18 protein-coding genes and 1 tRNA gene are annotated in these 15,920 nt (G+C 60.9%); 8 read left to right on the top strand and 11 right to left on the bottom strand.

Going from position 1 to position 15,920, the window contains the following annotated elements; translation table 11 throughout:
• Window positions 1-8: 8 nt before the first annotated feature.
• The 4 genes from FFM81_RS10180 (at window position 9) to FFM81_RS10195 (ending at window position 3,407) form a co-directional block, all read left to right on the top strand.
• Complete coding sequence (locus tag FFM81_RS10180) at window positions 9-794, top strand: ATP12 family chaperone protein (protein WP_025416241.1); 786 nt, start codon at window positions 9-11, stop codon at window positions 792-794.
• A gap of 67 nt (window positions 795-861) precedes the next feature.
• On the top strand, window positions 862-1,320 hold the full coding sequence (locus FFM81_RS10185) for a calponin homology domain-containing protein (RefSeq protein WP_003568848.1): 459 nt from the start codon (window positions 862-864) through the stop codon (window positions 1,318-1,320).
• 23 nt (window positions 1,321-1,343) lie between these two features.
• Window positions 1,344-2,876 carry an acyl-CoA carboxylase subunit beta gene (locus FFM81_RS10190; protein WP_138384254.1) on the top strand — a complete coding sequence of 511 codons (1,533 nt, stop codon included), beginning with the start codon at window positions 1,344-1,346 and terminating at the stop codon, window positions 2,874-2,876.
• 138 nt (window positions 2,877-3,014) lie between these two features.
• The gene (locus FFM81_RS10195) at window positions 3,015-3,407 is read left to right on the top strand and encodes a DoxX family protein (RefSeq protein ID WP_003568846.1); all 393 of its coding nucleotides are present in this window, start codon (window positions 3,015-3,017) and stop codon (window positions 3,405-3,407) included.
• A 49-nt stretch (window positions 3,408-3,456) separates the two neighbouring features.
• Here FFM81_RS10195 and sugE read toward each other — a convergent pair whose 3' ends face one another.
• The 8 genes from sugE to FFM81_RS10235 form a co-directional block, all read right to left on the bottom strand.
• Window positions 3,457-3,771: a quaternary ammonium compound efflux SMR transporter SugE gene (sugE, locus tag FFM81_RS10200; protein ID WP_097532656.1), complete on the bottom strand. Its 315-nt coding sequence runs from the start codon at window positions 3,769-3,771 to the stop codon at window positions 3,457-3,459.
• A gap of 164 nt (window positions 3,772-3,935) precedes the next feature.
• A complete protein-coding gene (locus tag FFM81_RS10205; protein WP_025416239.1) occupies window positions 3,936-4,403 on the bottom strand; it encodes a YaiI/YqxD family protein in 468 nt (155 codons plus the stop codon).
• Window positions 4,400-4,885 carry a GNAT family N-acetyltransferase gene (locus FFM81_RS10210; RefSeq protein ID WP_138384255.1) on the bottom strand — a complete coding sequence of 162 codons (486 nt, stop codon included), beginning with the start codon at window positions 4,883-4,885 and terminating at the stop codon, window positions 4,400-4,402. Before FFM81_RS10210 ends, FFM81_RS10205 begins: the two co-directional genes overlap by 4 nt.
• Entirely contained in the window at window positions 4,885-6,012 is a 1,128-nt protein-coding gene (locus FFM81_RS10215; RefSeq protein WP_138384256.1) for an S-(hydroxymethyl)glutathione dehydrogenase/class III alcohol dehydrogenase, read from the bottom strand. The genes FFM81_RS10210 and FFM81_RS10215 overlap by 1 nt, the downstream gene beginning before the upstream one ends.
• A gap of 91 nt (window positions 6,013-6,103) precedes the next feature.
• Window positions 6,104-8,113 carry an acetyl-CoA carboxylase biotin carboxylase subunit gene (locus tag FFM81_RS10220; RefSeq protein WP_138384257.1) on the bottom strand — a complete coding sequence of 670 codons (2,010 nt, stop codon included), beginning with the start codon at window positions 8,111-8,113 and terminating at the stop codon, window positions 6,104-6,106.
• Window positions 8,114-8,208: 95 nt separating this feature from the next.
• On the bottom strand, window positions 8,209-8,913 hold the full coding sequence (locus FFM81_RS10225) for a hypothetical protein (protein ID WP_025416235.1): 705 nt from the start codon (window positions 8,911-8,913) through the stop codon (window positions 8,209-8,211).
• A gap of 97 nt (window positions 8,914-9,010) precedes the next feature.
• Window positions 9,011-9,961, bottom strand: coding sequence for a DMT family transporter (locus FFM81_RS10230; protein WP_173883774.1), 951 nt, complete (start codon window positions 9,959-9,961; stop codon window positions 9,011-9,013).
• Window positions 9,962-10,058: 97 nt separating this feature from the next.
• Window positions 10,059-10,143: transfer RNA gene (locus tag FFM81_RS10235), tRNA-Leu, on the bottom strand.
• A 184-nt stretch (window positions 10,144-10,327) separates the two neighbouring features.
• Between FFM81_RS10235 and lipB the strand changes: the two genes are divergently transcribed.
• Both lipB and FFM81_RS10245 read left to right on the top strand, forming a co-directional pair.
• Window positions 10,328-11,047, top strand: coding sequence for a lipoyl(octanoyl) transferase LipB (lipB, locus tag FFM81_RS10240; RefSeq protein WP_025416234.1), 720 nt, complete (start codon window positions 10,328-10,330; stop codon window positions 11,045-11,047).
• Between the two features lie 253 nt (window positions 11,048-11,300).
• The gene (locus FFM81_RS10245; RefSeq protein ID WP_003572949.1) at window positions 11,301-11,945 is read left to right on the top strand and encodes a methyltransferase family protein; all 645 of its coding nucleotides are present in this window, start codon (window positions 11,301-11,303) and stop codon (window positions 11,943-11,945) included.
• 60 nt (window positions 11,946-12,005) lie between these two features.
• On the opposite strand, the gene FFM81_RS10250 is transcribed toward FFM81_RS10245, so the two are convergent.
• From FFM81_RS10250 to FFM81_RS10260, 3 genes are all read right to left on the bottom strand, one after another.
• Window positions 12,006-12,371 carry a hypothetical protein gene (locus tag FFM81_RS10250; RefSeq protein WP_097533430.1) on the bottom strand — a complete coding sequence of 122 codons (366 nt, stop codon included), beginning with the start codon at window positions 12,369-12,371 and terminating at the stop codon, window positions 12,006-12,008.
• Between the two features lie 326 nt (window positions 12,372-12,697).
• Window positions 12,698-13,207, bottom strand: a complete 510-nt coding sequence (locus FFM81_RS10255) for a BON domain-containing protein (protein WP_138384258.1) — start codon at window positions 13,205-13,207, stop codon at window positions 12,698-12,700.
• Between the two features lie 96 nt (window positions 13,208-13,303).
• Window positions 13,304-13,798, bottom strand: a complete 495-nt coding sequence (locus tag FFM81_RS10260; RefSeq protein ID WP_138384259.1) for a peptide deformylase — start codon at window positions 13,796-13,798, stop codon at window positions 13,304-13,306.
• A 241-nt stretch (window positions 13,799-14,039) separates the two neighbouring features.
• Here FFM81_RS10260 and mgtE point away from each other — a divergent pair, with 241 nt between their 5' ends.
• On the top strand, window positions 14,040-15,455 hold the full coding sequence (gene mgtE / locus FFM81_RS10265; RefSeq protein ID WP_025416231.1) for a magnesium transporter: 1,416 nt from the start codon (window positions 14,040-14,042) through the stop codon (window positions 15,453-15,455).
• Between the two features lie 64 nt (window positions 15,456-15,519).
• Entirely contained in the window at window positions 15,520-15,912 is a 393-nt protein-coding gene (locus tag FFM81_RS10270) for a MerR family transcriptional regulator (RefSeq protein WP_037092749.1), read from the top strand.
• Window positions 15,913-15,920 lie beyond the last annotated feature (8 nt).

Genomic DNA, 15,920 nt, shown 5'->3' on the forward strand with positions numbered 1-15,920 from the left:
GTGAGCCCATGCGCGACCTGCTGAACGACCTTTCCGAAGGCCTGACCCATCCCGATCCGATCCGCCGGGCGCAGATCCAGATGAAGAAGCCGCTGCCGAAGCGTTTCTATACTGATGTCTCCGTCGCCGAGCACGAGGACGGTTTTGCGGTCACGCTCGACGGCAAGACGGTGCGCACGCCGGCACGGCAGGTTCTCGCCGTTCCCACTGAGGCGCTGGCGCGGCTTGTCGCCGCCGAATGGCAGGCGCAGGGTGAAGAGATCGATCCCCTGACGATGCCGGTGACGCGGCTTGTCAACACCGCCCTCGACGGCGTTGACGCCAACAGGCAGGCGATTTTCGAAGATATACTGCGCTTTTCCTCGAGCGACCTTATCTGCTATCGCGCCGATGGTCCGGAACTGCTGGTCGCGCGCCAGGCCGAGCGCTGGGACCCGGTCATCGACTGGGCGGCGCACGATCTCGGCGCCCGCTTCATCCTCATCGAAGGCGTGATGCCTCAAGAGCAGCCCCGCGAGGCGACTGCCGCCTTCGCCGTGACGCTCGCCAGATTTGATAGCCCGATGGCGCTTGCAGCGCTCCACACGATCACGACGCTGACAGGTTCGGCGATCCTGGCGCTCGCCATTGCCTGCGGCCGGGTGACAATGGAGGAGGCCTGGTCGCTTGCCCATCTCGATGAAGACTGGACGATCGAGCATTGGGGCAGTGACGAGGAAGCCGAGGAGCGGCGCGCCAAGCGCTTTGCCGAGTTCAAGGCGGCGACGGACGTTTTTTTCGCCCTAAGCGCCTGAAACATATTGCCTTACCGGGCATTATGACGAAATCTGCGACTCCAACGGAGTGGGTGCGGGATTTGTCATGAATTGGCTGAGGTCATGTTTTTGCCGGGCCGCGCTCGTCTGTGTCGCGCTCACGGCCTGCGCCAGTCTGTCAGGTCCGAAGCCGGAGACACCGGTCTATGATGTGCGTAGCGCCGTCGTTCTTTCGGGCCCGAATATGCCGGCCGCGCTGCTTTCCGGCATCAACGACCGCGTCAACGCCGCAATCAACGTCACCGTGCGCGACACCGTGCTGCCCCGCGTGGTGCTGACGATCCGTGTGGTTTCCGTAGAGAAAGGTCTAGGCTTCCAGAAGGATCGCAATGTCGCCAAGATCAGTATCGACGCGGCCTCGGTCGAAGACGGATCGGTCATTGCCGTCAGCGCCTTCGACGTGACCAGCATCGCCGCCGACCCCAAGCTTGCCGACGAGATCCTGGCCGAGGACGTTGCGGCGAGAATAAGGTCGGCTTTCTCACTCAGCGGGCGCAGCCACTAGAGTTTATCGGCGAGGGAGATCGCATGAAGGAAATTCTCGAAGAACTGGAACGGCGCCGCGGCGTCGCTCGCCTCGGCGGCGGCAAGGCGCGCATCGACGCCCAGCACCAGCGCGGCAAGCTGACGGCGCGCGAGCGCATCGATCTCTTCCTCGACGAAGGTTCCTTCGAGGAGTTCGATATGTTCGTCGAACACCGCTCCACCGATTTCGGCATGGACAAGAGCCGGGTTGCCGGCGACGGCGTCGTGACCGGCTGGGGCACGGTCAACGGCCGCACCGTCTTCGTCTTCGCCAAGGACTTCACCGTGTTCGGTGGCTCGCTTTCGGAAGCGCATGCCGAGAAGATCATGAAGGTGCAGGACATGGCGCTGAAGAACCGCGCGCCGATCGTCGGCATCTACGATGCCGGTGGCGCCCGCATCCAGGAGGGGGTGGCGGCGCTCGGCGGTTATGCCGAAGTGTTCCAGCGCAATGTGCTCGCCTCAGGCGTCATCCCGCAGATTTCGGTGATCATGGGTCCCTGTGCCGGCGGCGACGTCTATTCGCCAGCCATGACCGATTTCATCTTCATGGTGCGGGACAGCTCCTACATGTTCGTGACCGGGCCCGATGTGGTGAAAACGGTTACCAACGAAACGGTGACGGCGGAAGAACTCGGCGGTGCCGTGGTCCACACGACGCGCTCGTCGATTGCCGACGGCGCCTATGAGAATGATGTGGAAACGCTGCTGCAGGTGCGCCGGCTGATCGATTTCCTGCCGCTTTCGAACACCGCGCCGCTGCCCGAGATCGAATGTTACCAGTCGGTGACAGAGGTCGACATGTCGCTGGATACGCTGGTGCCGGCCAGCGCCAACAAGCCTTACGATATCAAGGAATTGATCCGGAAGGTGACGGACGAGGGGGACTTCTTCGAGATCCAGGCAAGCTTTGCCGGCAACATCGTCTGCGGCTTCGGTCGCGTCGAAGGTTCCACCGTCGGCTTCGTCGCCAACCAGCCGATGGTGCTGGCCGGCGTGCTCGATAGCGATGCGTCGCGCAAGGCGGCGCGCTTCGTGCGCTTCTGCGACTGCTTCAACATTCCGATCGTCACCTTCGTCGATGTTCCCGGCTTCCTGCCGGGTACGGCGCAGGAATATGGCGGTCTCATCAAGCATGGGGCCAAGCTGCTCTTTGCCTATGCCGAGGCAACGGTGCCGAAGCTCACCGTCATCACTCGCAAGGCCTTCGGCGGCGCCTATGACGTCATGGCGTCGAAGCATCTGCGCGGTGACCTCAACTATGCCTGGCCGACGGCGCAGATCGCCGTGATGGGCGCCAAGGGCGCGGTCGAAATCATCTTCCGCAAGGATATTGCCGATCCGGGAAAGATCGCCACGCATACGAAAATGTACGAGGACCGGTTCCTCTCGCCCTTCGTCGCCGCCGAGCGCGGTTATGTCGATGAGGTGATCATGCCGCATTCGACCCGCCGGCGGCTGGCACGCGGCCTGAAGATGCTGCGCAACAAGGATCTCGCCAATCCCTGGAAAAAACACGACAACATTCCGCTTTGACATTTTCCGACGAATAAAGTCGTGCGCTCAGGTGTTTACCTCCTGTCGAAAAAGTGAACGGCCGTCAGTGATCCGTGTCTTCAATCCTTACCGAGGACAAGCTAACGCTCGGCTCTTATTTTTTTAAGGAGAGGTTTAATGTCAACTTTCGAGCGTCTTTCCGCCTATCGGCCCTACGGGCTGGCCGCTCTCAGAATCATGACTGCTCTGCTGTTCATCGAACACGGCACCATGAAGCTTTTCGCATTCCCGGCTGCGCAGATGGAAGGCCCGCTGCCGCCGCTGATGCTCTTCGCCGCACTTCTGGAGCTTGTCGGCGGTCTCCTCATTCTGGTCGGCCTGCTGACGCGCCCGGTCGCCTTCCTGCTGGCCGGCCAAATGGCAGTCGCTTATTTCATGGCGCATGCCCCGAACAGCTTCTTCCCGGCCGTCAATCAGGGCGACGCCGCAATATTGTTCTGCTTCGTCTTCCTCTACCTCTTCTTCTCCGGTCCCGGCGCGTTTGCGATCGACAACCGCAAGACGGCTTGAAACGGACAGTGATTGCGGGGCGCTTCGGCGCCCCGCAGCATTTTCGGGATCAGGCAGTGAGTTTGAGGCCGGCGATCCCGGCGACGATCAGCGTGATGCAGGCAAGACGGGAGACACTTGCCTCATCGCCAAGCAGCCAGATGCCGAGGAGCACGGTGCCGACCGTGCCGATGCCGGTCCAGACCGCATAGGCGGTGCCGATCGGCAGATGCTTCACCGCCAGGCCGAGCAGCACGATGCTGACCACCATGGATATGACGGTCAGCGCCGTCGGCAGCGGCCGCGTGAACCCATCGGTATATTTAAGGCCGATTGCCCAGCCACATTCGAAAAGACCGGCGAGAAAAAGCAGAAACCAGGGCATACGACTCTCCTTGTTCAAGAGCGAGGCCGTCCCCGCGACGGTTGCATCCGGAAGATGCCGCAGTCGTCTGCGATCCCGTCTATATGCTTAGGAGAACGGCCCTGTTCAAGGCAGGAATCGGCATGGCTGCCATGCCACCTGTTTCATGCGCGTTTTGGGCGGGATCACGTTGGCCCGCCGGTCTCCGCCGACAAGCTTTTGGCGCGGCGGCAGAGGCGGTCGAAGGTTTCGAGGAAACGTGAGCGGTCCTTCGGGCTGAAGGCGGCGTTGTAGCCCTTGCTCTCGCCGGTTTCGCGCAGATGCGCGCCGAGATCGCGCATGGCGCTCGCCATGCCGATATTGGTCTCGTCGAAGACGCGGCCGGTCGGGCCACTGACGAAGGCGCCGGTGGCGACACAGCGCACGGCGAGCGGAACGTCGGCGGTGACGACGACATCACCCGTGCCGGCGCGCTCGGCAATCCAGTTGTCGGCGGCGTCGAAGGCGTTGGAAACGATGACATTGTGGATCATCGGATCGCGGGAAGGCCGCAGGCCGGAATTGGCGACGAAGGTGACTTCGAGGCCGAGGCGTTCGGCAACCTTCAGAATTTCCGGCTTCACTGGGCAGGCATCGGCATCGACATAAATCATGACGAAATCCCCGCCGGCCGGATGGCCAGCTCGCGGACCATATCGATATGGGGAATGCCGTCTTCCAGATATTCCTCGGATGCCACGCTGAAACCGAAACCTTCATAGAAGCGACGGAGATGGGCCTGTGCTGACAGAGCGATGGGGTTTGCCGGATAAAGCCGTTCACAAGCAGAGATCGATTCGCTCATCAATGCATCGCCCAGGCGTTTGCCGCGATGGGCGGGCGAGACGACCACGCGGCCGATCTTCGACGGCTCGTGCGGCCCGTGCGGCTTCAGGATCCGTGCCGAAGCCAGGAGTTCACCGTTCTCCAACAGCCGTAGATGCAGAGCATCGATATCCTTGCCGTCGAGCTCCGGATAGGCACAATTCTGCTCGACGACGAAGACATCGACGCGCATTTTCAAGAGGTCGTAGAGCTCCCGCGCAAGAAGCTCGTCGACGCTCTTGAGGTCGGCGGTATAGGTCGCCGAAGCCATCAATAGACCACCACGCCGCGGATGCTTTCGCCCTTGTGCATCATGTCGAAGCCCTTGTTGATGTCGTCGAGCGGCATGGTGTGGGTGATCATCGGGTCGATCTGGATCTTGCCCTGCATGTACCAGTCGACGATGTCAGGCACGTCGGTACGGCCGCGCGCGCCGCCGAAGGCAGTGCCCATCCAGTTGCGGCCGGTGACCAGCTGGAACGGACGGGTGGAGATCTCCTGGCCGGCGCCGGCAACGCCGATGATGATCGATTTGCCCCAGCCGCGGTGGGATGCTTCCAGCGCCTGGCGCATGACCTTGGTGTTGCCGGTGCAGTCGAAGGTATAGTCGGCGCCGCCGATCAGATCGCCATCGCGCTTGGTCAGGTTGACGAGATAGGGAACGATGTCGTCACCGACCTCCTTCGGATTGACGAAATGCGTCATGCCGAACTTCTCGCCCCATTCCTTGCGGTCCGGGTTGATATCGACGCCGATGATCATGTCGGCGCCGGCGAGCCGCAGCCCCTGCAGCACGTTCAGCCCAATGCCGCCGAGACCGAAGACGATCGCCGTCGAACCGATCTCGACCTTGGCGGTGTTGATCACCGCGCCGATGCCGGTGGTGACGCCGCAGCCGATGTAGCAGATCTTGTCGAAGGGCGCGTCGGGATTGACCTTGGCAAGGGCGATCTCCGGCAGCACGGTGAAATTGGCGAAGGTCGAGCAGCCCATATAATGATGGATCTTGTCCTTGCCGATCGAAAAGCGCGAGGTGCCGTCCGGCATCAGACCCTGGCCCTGGGTCGAGCGGATCGCCGTGCAGAGATTGGTCTTGCGCGACAGGCAGGAATAACATTCGCGGCATTCCGGCGTATAGAGCGGGATGACGTGGTCGCCCTTCTTCACCGAGGTGACACCCGGCCCGACATCGACGACGATGCCGGCACCCTCATGGCCGAGGATCGCCGGAAACAGGCCTTCCGGATCGGCACCCGACAGGGTGAAATCGTCGGTGTGGCAGATGCCGGTCGCCTTGACCTCGACCAGCACTTCACCGGCCCGCGGGCCTTCCAGCTGCACGGTCATCACTTCCAGCGGTTTGCCGGCCTGAACGGCTACGGCGGCGCGAACGTCCATCGTCACAATCTCCCTGACAATTTAATTGGGGCTGACCTTGGCACGGCCGGCGAGCCGCGCTCAAGCGAAAACGGCCCGGCGCCTTTTCCGCTCAGGCAAATTCCATGATCACGGCATCGACGGCTAGGCTTTCGCCGGCCGCGGCTTTGATTTTGGAGACGACGAGATCGCGGTCGGCGCGCAGCACGTTTTCCATTTTCATCGCCTCGACGATCGCCAGGGTTTCCCCGGCCTTGACCTCCTGGCCCTCGGCGACCGCGATGGAAACGACGAGGCCGGGCATCGGGCAGAGCAGCAGCTTGGACGTATCGGGCGGCAGCTTCACCGGCATCAGCCTGTCGAGTTCGGCATGACGCGGCGAAAAGACCTTGGCCGTCACCGAAAGCCCCTGCCAGTCGATGCGCAAGCCGTTGAGGACAGGGCGGACCTGTGCGGTGATATCGCGGCCGCCGACCTTGCCGCTCCAGACGGGATCGCCGGGTCTCCAATCGGTGACAATGCTGCTGTTCTCACCTTCTATCGCCATCTCCATATCGAAGGGGATGGTAACGAGGCCGTCGAGCAATCTGACAGCGACATGGCTGTCGCCTGTTTTGACCACCCAGTGTTCGCGCAACGCGCCCGATGCGGCGCGCAGGCGATCGGCGAAACGCTCGCGCCGGCTCGTTTCGATCAGCGAGGCCGATAGCGCAATGGCGGCAAGTACGGCCTCTTCCGTGCGGTCCGGTTTCATCGGCGTGAAGCCGTCGGGATATTCCTCGGCAATGAAGCCGGTGGAAAGCCGGCCCTCGCGCCAGCGCGGATGTTTCATCAGCGCCGACAGGAACGGGACATTGTGCTCGATGCCATCGACGACGAAACCGTCGAGCGCCCGGCCCATGGCCTCGATCGCTTCGCTACGGGTCGGCGCCCAGGTGCAGAGCTTGGCGATCATCGGATCGTAATACATCGAGATCTCGGCGCCTTCGAAAACGCCGGTATCGTTGCGGACGACGACATTGCCGGTGCGGCCTTCGGCCGGTGGGCGGTACCGCGTCAGGCGGCCGATGGAGGGCAGGAAATTGCGGTAGGGGTCTTCGGCATAGAGCCGGCTTTCGATCGCCCAGCCGTCGAGCCTGATGTCCTCCTGGGTGAGGGGAAGGGGCTCTCCCGCTGCGACACGGATCATCTGCTCGACGAGATCGATCCCGGTGACCAGTTCGGTGACGGGATGTTCGACCTGCAGGCGAGTGTTCATTTCGAGGAAATAAAAATTGCGGTCGCGGTCGACGATGAATTCGACGGTGCCAGCGCTCTGGTAATCGACGGCTTTGGCCAGCGCCACTGATTGCTCGCCCATCGCCTTGCGGGTCTTTTCGTCGAGGAAGGGCGAGGGCGCCTCTTCCGCCACCTTCTGGTTCCGCCGCTGGATCGAGCATTCGCGCTCGCCGAGATAGACGACGTTGCCATGCGCGTCGGCCAGCACTTGGATCTCGATGTGGCGCGGCTCGACGATGAACTTCTCGATGAAGACGCGGTCGTCGCCGAAGGAGCTCTTCGCCTCCGAGCGGGCGCGTTCGAAGCCGTCGCGCACCTCGGCCTCGTTCCAGGCGATGCGCATGCCCTTGCCGCCGCCGCCGGCCGATGCCTTGATCATGACGGGATAACCGATCCCGCCCGCGATCACTTCCGCATGGGCGGCATCCTCGATGACGCCGAGATGGCCGGGCACTGTGGACACGCCGGCGGCGTTGGCGAATTTCTTCGATTCGATCTTGTCGCCCATCGCCATGATGGCCTTCGGCTTGGGGCCGATGAAGACGATTCCCTGCTTTTCCAGTTCAGCGCAGAAGGAGGCGCGCTCGGACAGGAAGCCGTAGCCCGGATGCACCGCTTCGGCGCCGGTGGCCTTGCAGGCGGCAATTATCTTTTCGGCTACCAGGTAACTCTCGGAGGCGGCAGCCGGGCCGATATGCACGGCCTCATCGGCCATCTCTACATGCAGGGCGTCCCGATCCGCATCCGAATAGACCGCTACGGTCAAAATGCCCATGCGGCGCGCAGTCTTGATCACGCGGCAGGCGATTTCGCCGCGATTCGCGATCAGGATTTTCTTGAACATCGAGACTCCACCCAGAAATGCGTTCCGGAGTTTTACGCACAAAACACCGGAACGCACAATCAGGCTTAAAGAGCATCAGGCAGGCTTGAGGAGCTTCAGGCGACAGCCGCTTCCGCGACAAGTTCCTCGTCGACGATGCGCAGCCAGCGGCTACGCCGCGGCTCTGCATAGTCACGCAGCTCGGCGGCGGCCATAATGCCGGCCCAGTGCGGATGATTGGCGCCGGACAGCGTCGCCTGCTCGATCTGCTGGAGCACGCCGTATTCGACCGATGAAACGGGGATGATGCCGCTTTCGGCTACGCTTCTGAAGATGCGCATCGCGAAATCGACGTCCTGGCGGGTAATGCTGCGGCGGTCTACGGCGCGCGACAGCTTGTAGCCACCGATATTGTCGGTGATCGCCAGACGGAGCTGATCAAGCACGAGCGCTCTCAATTCACCCGGGACATCGGCCGAGATCTCCATGACATGCAGGATGAGCTCGAGCTCCAGCGCCGAGTTGACGACACCGTCTGTCGTGAACATGCGCCTGATCCAGGCGACGTTAATTTCATCCAGCGAGCCCTGCGGATAGGTGTAGTGGACAACGAAGCCGGCGAGCTGCTCGACGAAGAAAGCGTTCCAGGCGGCACATTTTTCAGGGCAGGAATTATTGAGCGCCAACATCGCCACGACATCGTCGGACGTCCGGATGCCCTCGGGAAAAGCATGTTTGCGCAATAGCAATATATCTTCGGCCGTCAGCCGATGCTTGCCGGCCACCACACAGGCCGGAAAAGCGAGACGAAATTCGCTCATGTTTTAACTCCAGGCTTCATCATGAAGCCGGAGACAGTTTTACCGTCTGCGAATTGACGATCCCTCAAGAAGCGGAGTTAATCCGATATTCCCGGGATCAGGTGGATTTTAGCAATCGCGCCGTCAGCCGCTCGCGCCAGATGATGAAGAGGCCCGATGCGACGATGATGAAGATGCCGATCCATTTGGAAAAGCTCGGGAAATCGTTGAACAGCGCATAGCCGAGAACGGTCGCTGAAATGATCTCGAAATATTGGAACGGCGCAAGCAGGGACAGCGGCGCGAGGCGGAAAGCCCGGACCACCAGCATATGCGCATAACCCGAGATCGAACCGAGGGCGAGGAGCAAGACAAGACCGAGACCGGAGGAGGGCAGCGAGACGGCGAAATCGGCATTGCCGGAACTGCTGCCGACGAGAAGGGCGGCGGCCATGAGGGCCGTTCCGCCGATGCCGGCCATCGTCTGCATGGTCAGCGGCGAATCGGCCTCGCCGATGGCGCGGTTGAGGAACAGATAGAGCGAGAATAAAAAGGCGCAGGCGACCGGCAGCAGCGCCTTCAGGCCGAATATTTCGTAGCTGGGCTGAATGACGATCATCGCGCCGCCGAAACCGATTACGATCGCCATCCAGCGCCGCCAGCCGACCTTCTCTCCGAGGAACAGTGCCGACATGGCTGTCAGCATGAACGGCTCGACGAAATAAATTGCGAAGACGTCGGCAAGCGGCATGTATTTGACGGCGACGAAAAATAGCAGGCTTGCAGCGCCATGCAGCACGCCGCGCAGCAGGTTCATCCATGGCCGCTTGGCCGAAAGCGCCTTCAGCCCGAAAAGGGCGAAGAGAATCGGCAGGGTGCAGGCAATCTGGAAGAAGAATCGGTAGAAAGTCACCTGACCCGGCGACATCGCCTCGAAGGTCGCCATATATTTGGCGATGGCGTCCATGGTCGGCAGGATCAGCATGGCGCCGGACATGATGGCCATGCCCTGCAGGGAATTTTGATGGGGATCTGACATGGCGGCCGATTCTTGCGGGGATGACGCCATCAACCATGAGAAGGCGAGGCAATCAAGCCAGGCGGCTGTAGATAATTTCGAGGTAAAATCGAAACTGTCGCTTAGAAAGCGTTTCCCTGAAGGGGAATGGTGCGGTCGAGAAGACTCGAACTTCCACGGGTTGCCCCACAGCGACCTCAACGCTGCGCGTCTACCAATTCCGCCACGACCGCATCGTGGTAGGTGCCGATTTGCGTCGGCGGGGCAGCATGTAGCAAAAGCATTTGGGGTGCACAAGGGCGGTATGACAGTTTTTTTAAAAACCGGTCATCGCATTTGAATTGCCCCCGAAACGGGTCCATATAGCGGTCCTGCCGCCCCTCATTTTCGCAGGCATTTCGGGGAGGGCGGCAAGGAATAGCCATGCTTCGCACCGATCTCGAATTCTCCATGCTTCCTCAAGCCGGCACCCGGCCGGTCCGCTGGCGCATCGCCGACGGTCTCGTCGCCTATGAGGCGGCGGTGGAGACGATGGAGCGCGAGGTTGCAGTGATATCGGATGGCGGTGACGAGCTCGTCTGGCTGGTCGAACATCCGCCGCTCTATACCGCCGGCACCAGCGCCAATGCGAGCGATCTCGTCCAGCCAGACCGATTTCCGGTGTTTGCGACGGGGCGCGGCGGTGAATACACCTATCATGGACCCGGTCAGCGTGTCGCCTACGTGATGCTCGACCTTAAGCGCCGGCGCCAGGATGTGCGCGCCTTCGTCACCGCCCTTGAGGATGTCGTGATCCGCACGCTCGACATGATGAATGTGCGCGGCGAACGGCGTGAAGATCGCGTCGGCGTCTGGGTGCGCCGGCCGGAAAAGCCATTGCTTGCCGATGGAACGATGGCCGAGGACAAGATCGCCGCCCTCGGTATAAGGCTGCGGAAATGGGTAACCTTTCACGGACTGTCGCTCAACGTCGATCCGGATCTCGATCATTTCGGCGGCATCGTGCCCTGCGGGATCTCGGCCTATGGTGTGACCAGCCTGGTCGATCTCGGCTTGCCGGTGATGATGGCCGATGTCGATATCCGGCTGCGCACCGCCTTTGAGGCGGTTTTCGGCGAAACGATTAGCGAAACGTGATATTCCAGGACGGCAACTTGCCTCCGGCAATTTGCGTCTGAGAGCGGAGCCTGCGTCGCGGCGGAATGGCAGACGCATGGTATTAATATCGCTTGTAAAATCCGGCTTATTGGCAGCCACTGCCGCGCCATTCTCTGCAAGAAATCGGCAGGCAAGAACCGCCGCCCGTCAAATATGAACGAGGGCCTTAACCCGTAATTAGTGATCGCGCATATATGGTACCGCAGCCTTTGAAGTGGAAGCCTTGCGAATAATGAAAAAAAAGACAGCGGCGAGCTTGTCGTTCTTCGATATGCATTTTGTTCTCGATATCGTCGAAAAGGCCGTCATCGGCTATTTCTTCGTTGCGATCGTCATGCGTATCCTGCCACAGATGCAGGACAATCGTGCAATCATCGACTGCTTGCTGATTATTTCGGAGGGAGCCGCCGCCTTCCTCATCCTGACGCGTCGGCCAACGAGAAGTGCGTCGCTTCGTCCGTTTGACTGGATGGTCACCGCCATCGGCACGCTCTTCCCGCTGCTTGTCGTTCCTGCCGCGACAGAACCGCTTGCACCGCTCGCGCTCTGCGGGACGGTGATGGCACTCGGTTTTGTCCTGCAGATCTCTGCAAAACTATCATTGCGGCGAAGCTTTGGCCTGGTGCCGGCCAATCGAGGCATCAAGATCGGTGGACCATACAAATTTGTCCGCCATCCGATGTATGCGGGCTATCTGATGACGCATATCGGCTTCTTCCTGGTGCATCCGAGCCTTTGGAATTTTGCCATCTATGCGACGGCGCTTGCCGCTCAATGTTTCCGCCTCTTGGCGGAGGAGCGTCTGCTCAGCGAGGATCCTGCTTACACGGCCTTCATGGCCACGACCCGCTACCGTCTTGTTCCATTCGTGTTCTGAAGACAGAAAAACAGATTGAAAAAGAGAAGGGCCGGTTTTCCGGCCCTTTCTTTAATTGCATCAATGCGTCGCGCGGCACGCTTCGGTGCGGGAGGCACCGCTGTCGGCACCCTTGGTGTGGGAGCCCTTGGGGCCGATCATGCTGTGGCACGGGGGCAAGGGGGCGATGCTCGCCGTTGCTGTTTTGTCGACGGCAGGCGCCGCCATTGCGCTCGGGGCGAAGCCGTCGCTGTCGTTGGTATAATCGCTGGAATAGGCCGCGGCCTTGCGGTTGCTGTAGTGGACGGGGGCCGGCTTCGACACCGGGCTTGGCGAAAAGCCGTCGCTGTCGTTGGTATAGTCGTCGGAATAGCCCGGCTGGGCGAAGGCAGCGCCTGCAAGGCTGACGGCGAACAGGGACGCGGCGAGGGCAAATTTGATGCGCATGGGTCTATCTCCTCAATCTATTGTTGAATTTCACGACATAAAACCAACCCTCGGCGCATCCGAGTTCGCGCCCCAATTCAGGCAATTTTGTGATGGAACGACGGCGCAGCCGCGACGTTTTGTCCAAATGAAATCACAGTGTTGTCACCGAAATTGACGTTCGCGTTACGCAAGCCGCCTAAGCAAAATGATTAAATAAGGCTCGCTCAGAACCAAATTACGATGCAATCTTGAATTGTTAACTTTTGGTAATGTTGAAAAGGCGGCAGACCACAGCAGCGGGAAGCATTGGCGCCCTCCGCCGCCTATCCATATCTGTGTTTGAATCAGTCTTCGTTCGGGATATGCGCATCGACGCCGGTCAGTTGCAGTTTGTTGCGGACATGGCGGACGCCGTCGACCGAAAGCGCGCTGAGCTCCACTTTACGGGCGATGCCGATCGTTTCGACCGAGCCTTCCAGGGTGATGATGTGCCCGTCCGCATGAACCTCGATGCTGTCCATGTCGACATCGGGGATGGTTTCGAGGTGATCGTTCACCCGTGCTTCGAGGTCGTCGCTTTCATCGCGGTCGATGGTATCGGCGCGCAGCGAATCCTTCAGGCGGTTCTCGTTGCCGTTTGCATCCGTGCCGTCGATCCGGAAGCCTTTATTGGGATCGCTGTCGAAATTTGCCGCCGTCTCGCCATAAGGTCGGTTGGCCGGGTCGGCGCCGGTGGCGTCGGCGTAGGGCCAGCCGTCGTCGAGGTTGCGTTCCTCCAGGTCGCGATAATCTTCTTCACGGGAAAGTTCAGGTTTTTCCCCGGAAAACTGGGTCTTGTCACCGATCCTTGCCATTGCGGTCGCTCCTTGTTTCTCTGGCTGGAAACGTCGGTAGCGGCGAATGGTTCGGTGCGGCGGCGATTTGTCAGCCCTAATTGTCGGCTCGCATCATCAGCTCTCGGCCTTCTCCCATTTTTTCACGAGCCGGTCGCGTTTCAGCCGCGAGAGGCGCTGCAGCCAGAAAATGCCGTCGAGCTGGTCGACTTCATGCTGGATACAGATGGCGAGGAAACCGTCGGCGACGTCCTCATGCATGCTGCCCTCGGCGTCCTGATAGCGGAATCGGATCGATCGCGGCCGCGTGACCTCGTCGGTCGCTCCCGGCATCGAGACGCTGCCTTCGGCATGGGTCATCGTCTCCTTCGAAAACCAGATGATCTCCGGGTTGACGTAGAGGCGCAGGCCGTCTGACTTGTCGAGCTCCAGAACCGTCACCCGGCTGAAGACGCCGATATGGGCGGCAGTGATGCCGACGCCGGGCGCGGCGCGCATCGTCGCCAGCAGGTCGTCGGCAAGTTCGGCGAGCGACGAATCAAAGACTGTCACCGGCGTGCAGACGGTCTTCAGGTCAGGATGCGGATAACGCAGGATCGGGCGGATGGGCATGGGGCGGCGTTCCTCGGGTCGGATGCGCGGCGAAACTATCGCCGGCCACGGGCATTGTCATCAAGCGGCAGGTTTGCTGCTTTACGGAAGGGATGCTTTGGGCTAGCAGGAGCCATGGATTCCGACCGCGGGAAGCTCGCGCGGGGATTTGCTTATCTGCTTGTTGACAATATGTTTTCCGCCGACATTCGCGAATGCGGCGCTTAGTCGTTGAAATTCGAACCAGATGCGAGGGCGGCAGATGACGACGACCGATGGCGAAGACCGCGTCCGCAGACGTCCCGAGGACGAGGAAGCCGATATTTACGACGAGGACGGCAATGTCCGTAGCGATTTCCTGGCGTTGGTCGGCGCCGCGATCGCCGACCGCGACACGCTGTTCCTGCGCCAGAATGTTGCCCGGCTGCATGAATCGGAAATAGGCGACCTGCTGGAAGCGATCCAGCCGGATCAGCGCCTGGCGCTGGTACGCCTGCTCGGCGAAGATTTCGATATGACGGCGCTGACCGAGGTCGATGAGGCGATCCGCCGCGAGATCGTCGACCAGATGCCGAACGAGCAGATTGCCGCCGCGATCGGCGAACTCGATTCGGACGACGCCGTCTACATTCTCGAAGATCTCGATAAGGAAGATCGGGAAGAGATCCTGGCGCAACTGCCGTTTACCGAGCGGGTCCGGCTGCGCCGGGCGCTCGACTATCCCGAAAGTTCTGCCGGACGCCGCATGCAGACGGAATTCGTCGCCGTGCCGCCGTTCTGGACGGTAGGACAGACGATCGACTACATGCGCGACGAGGAGGATCTGCCCTATTCCTTTTCGCAGATATTCGTCATCGATCCGACCTTCAAGCTGCTCGGCGCCGTCGATCTCGACCAGATCCTGCGCACTAAGCGTCAGACGAAGATCGAGCAGATCATGCGCGAGACCAACCATCCGGTCCCGGCCGAGATGGACCAGGAGGAAGCCGCCCAGCTCTTCGAGCAGTACGACCTTCTGTCGGCCGCCGTCGTCGACGAGAACGGCCGACTGGTGGGCGTGCTGACCATCGACGACGTGGTCGACGTCATCCACGAAGAGGCGGACGAGGATATCAAGCGCCTCGGCGGCGTCGGCGACGAAGAGCTGTCGGACAATGTGCTGTCGACGGCACGCTCGCGTTTCCTCTGGCTTTTGATCAATCTCGGCACGGCGATGCTGTCGGCCAGCGTCATCGGCCTGTTCGACGCCTCGATCGAGAAGATGATCGCGCTTGCGGTTCTGATGCCGATCGTCGCGTCGATGGGCGGCAATGCCGGCACGCAGACGATGACGGTGACGGTGCGGGCGCTCGCCACCCGCGATCTCGACATCTACAATGCCGGCCGCATCATTCGCAGGGAGGCGGGCGTCGGCATCCTCAACGGCATCGTCTTCGCGACGATCATGGGCGCAATCGCCGGTACCTGGTTCCACGACTATCAGCTCGGCGGGGTGATCGCGGCGGCAATGATCATCAATCTGATGGCGGCAGCCCTGGCCGGCATCCTGCTGCCGCTGCTGCTCGACAAGGTCGGGGCAGACCCGGCGATCGCCTCGTCGGTCTTCGTGACGACGGTGACCGACTGTACTGGCTTTTTCGCCTTTCTCGGTATCGCCACATGGTGGTTCGGTATCTGAGCCGCCGGCAAAATTGACTATTACGTAAAAGTCAATATTATTGCCGGTTCATGACGGGGAACACATGCAGGTGAACAAATATTATAGCATAACGGAGCTGACGCGCGAATTCGGTGTCTCGACGCGCACGCTCCGCTTCTACGAAGACGAGGGACTGATCCATCCGGAACGGCGCGGGCGCACCCGTCTTTTCCGGCAGGCCGACCGACGGCTTATCGGGGAAATCCTCCGCGGCAGGCGCATCGGTTTCACCATTGCGGAAATCCGCGAGATTATCCAGGTTTATAAGGAGCCGCCGGGGGAACTCGGTCAGTTAAAGCTGCTGATGAAGCGCGTCGACGAGAAGCGCGACGACCTGCGTCAAAAGCGCAAGGATATCGACGACACGCTGGTGGAACTCGACAATATCGAAGAGGCCTGCCTCGGCCGCCTCGCGGAAATCGGCGTCACCACCTGAGCCGACCC

The sequence above is a fragment of the Rhizobium hidalgonense genome (assembly GCF_005862185.2).
Taxonomy (GTDB): domain Bacteria; phylum Pseudomonadota; class Alphaproteobacteria; order Rhizobiales; family Rhizobiaceae; genus Rhizobium; species Rhizobium hidalgonense.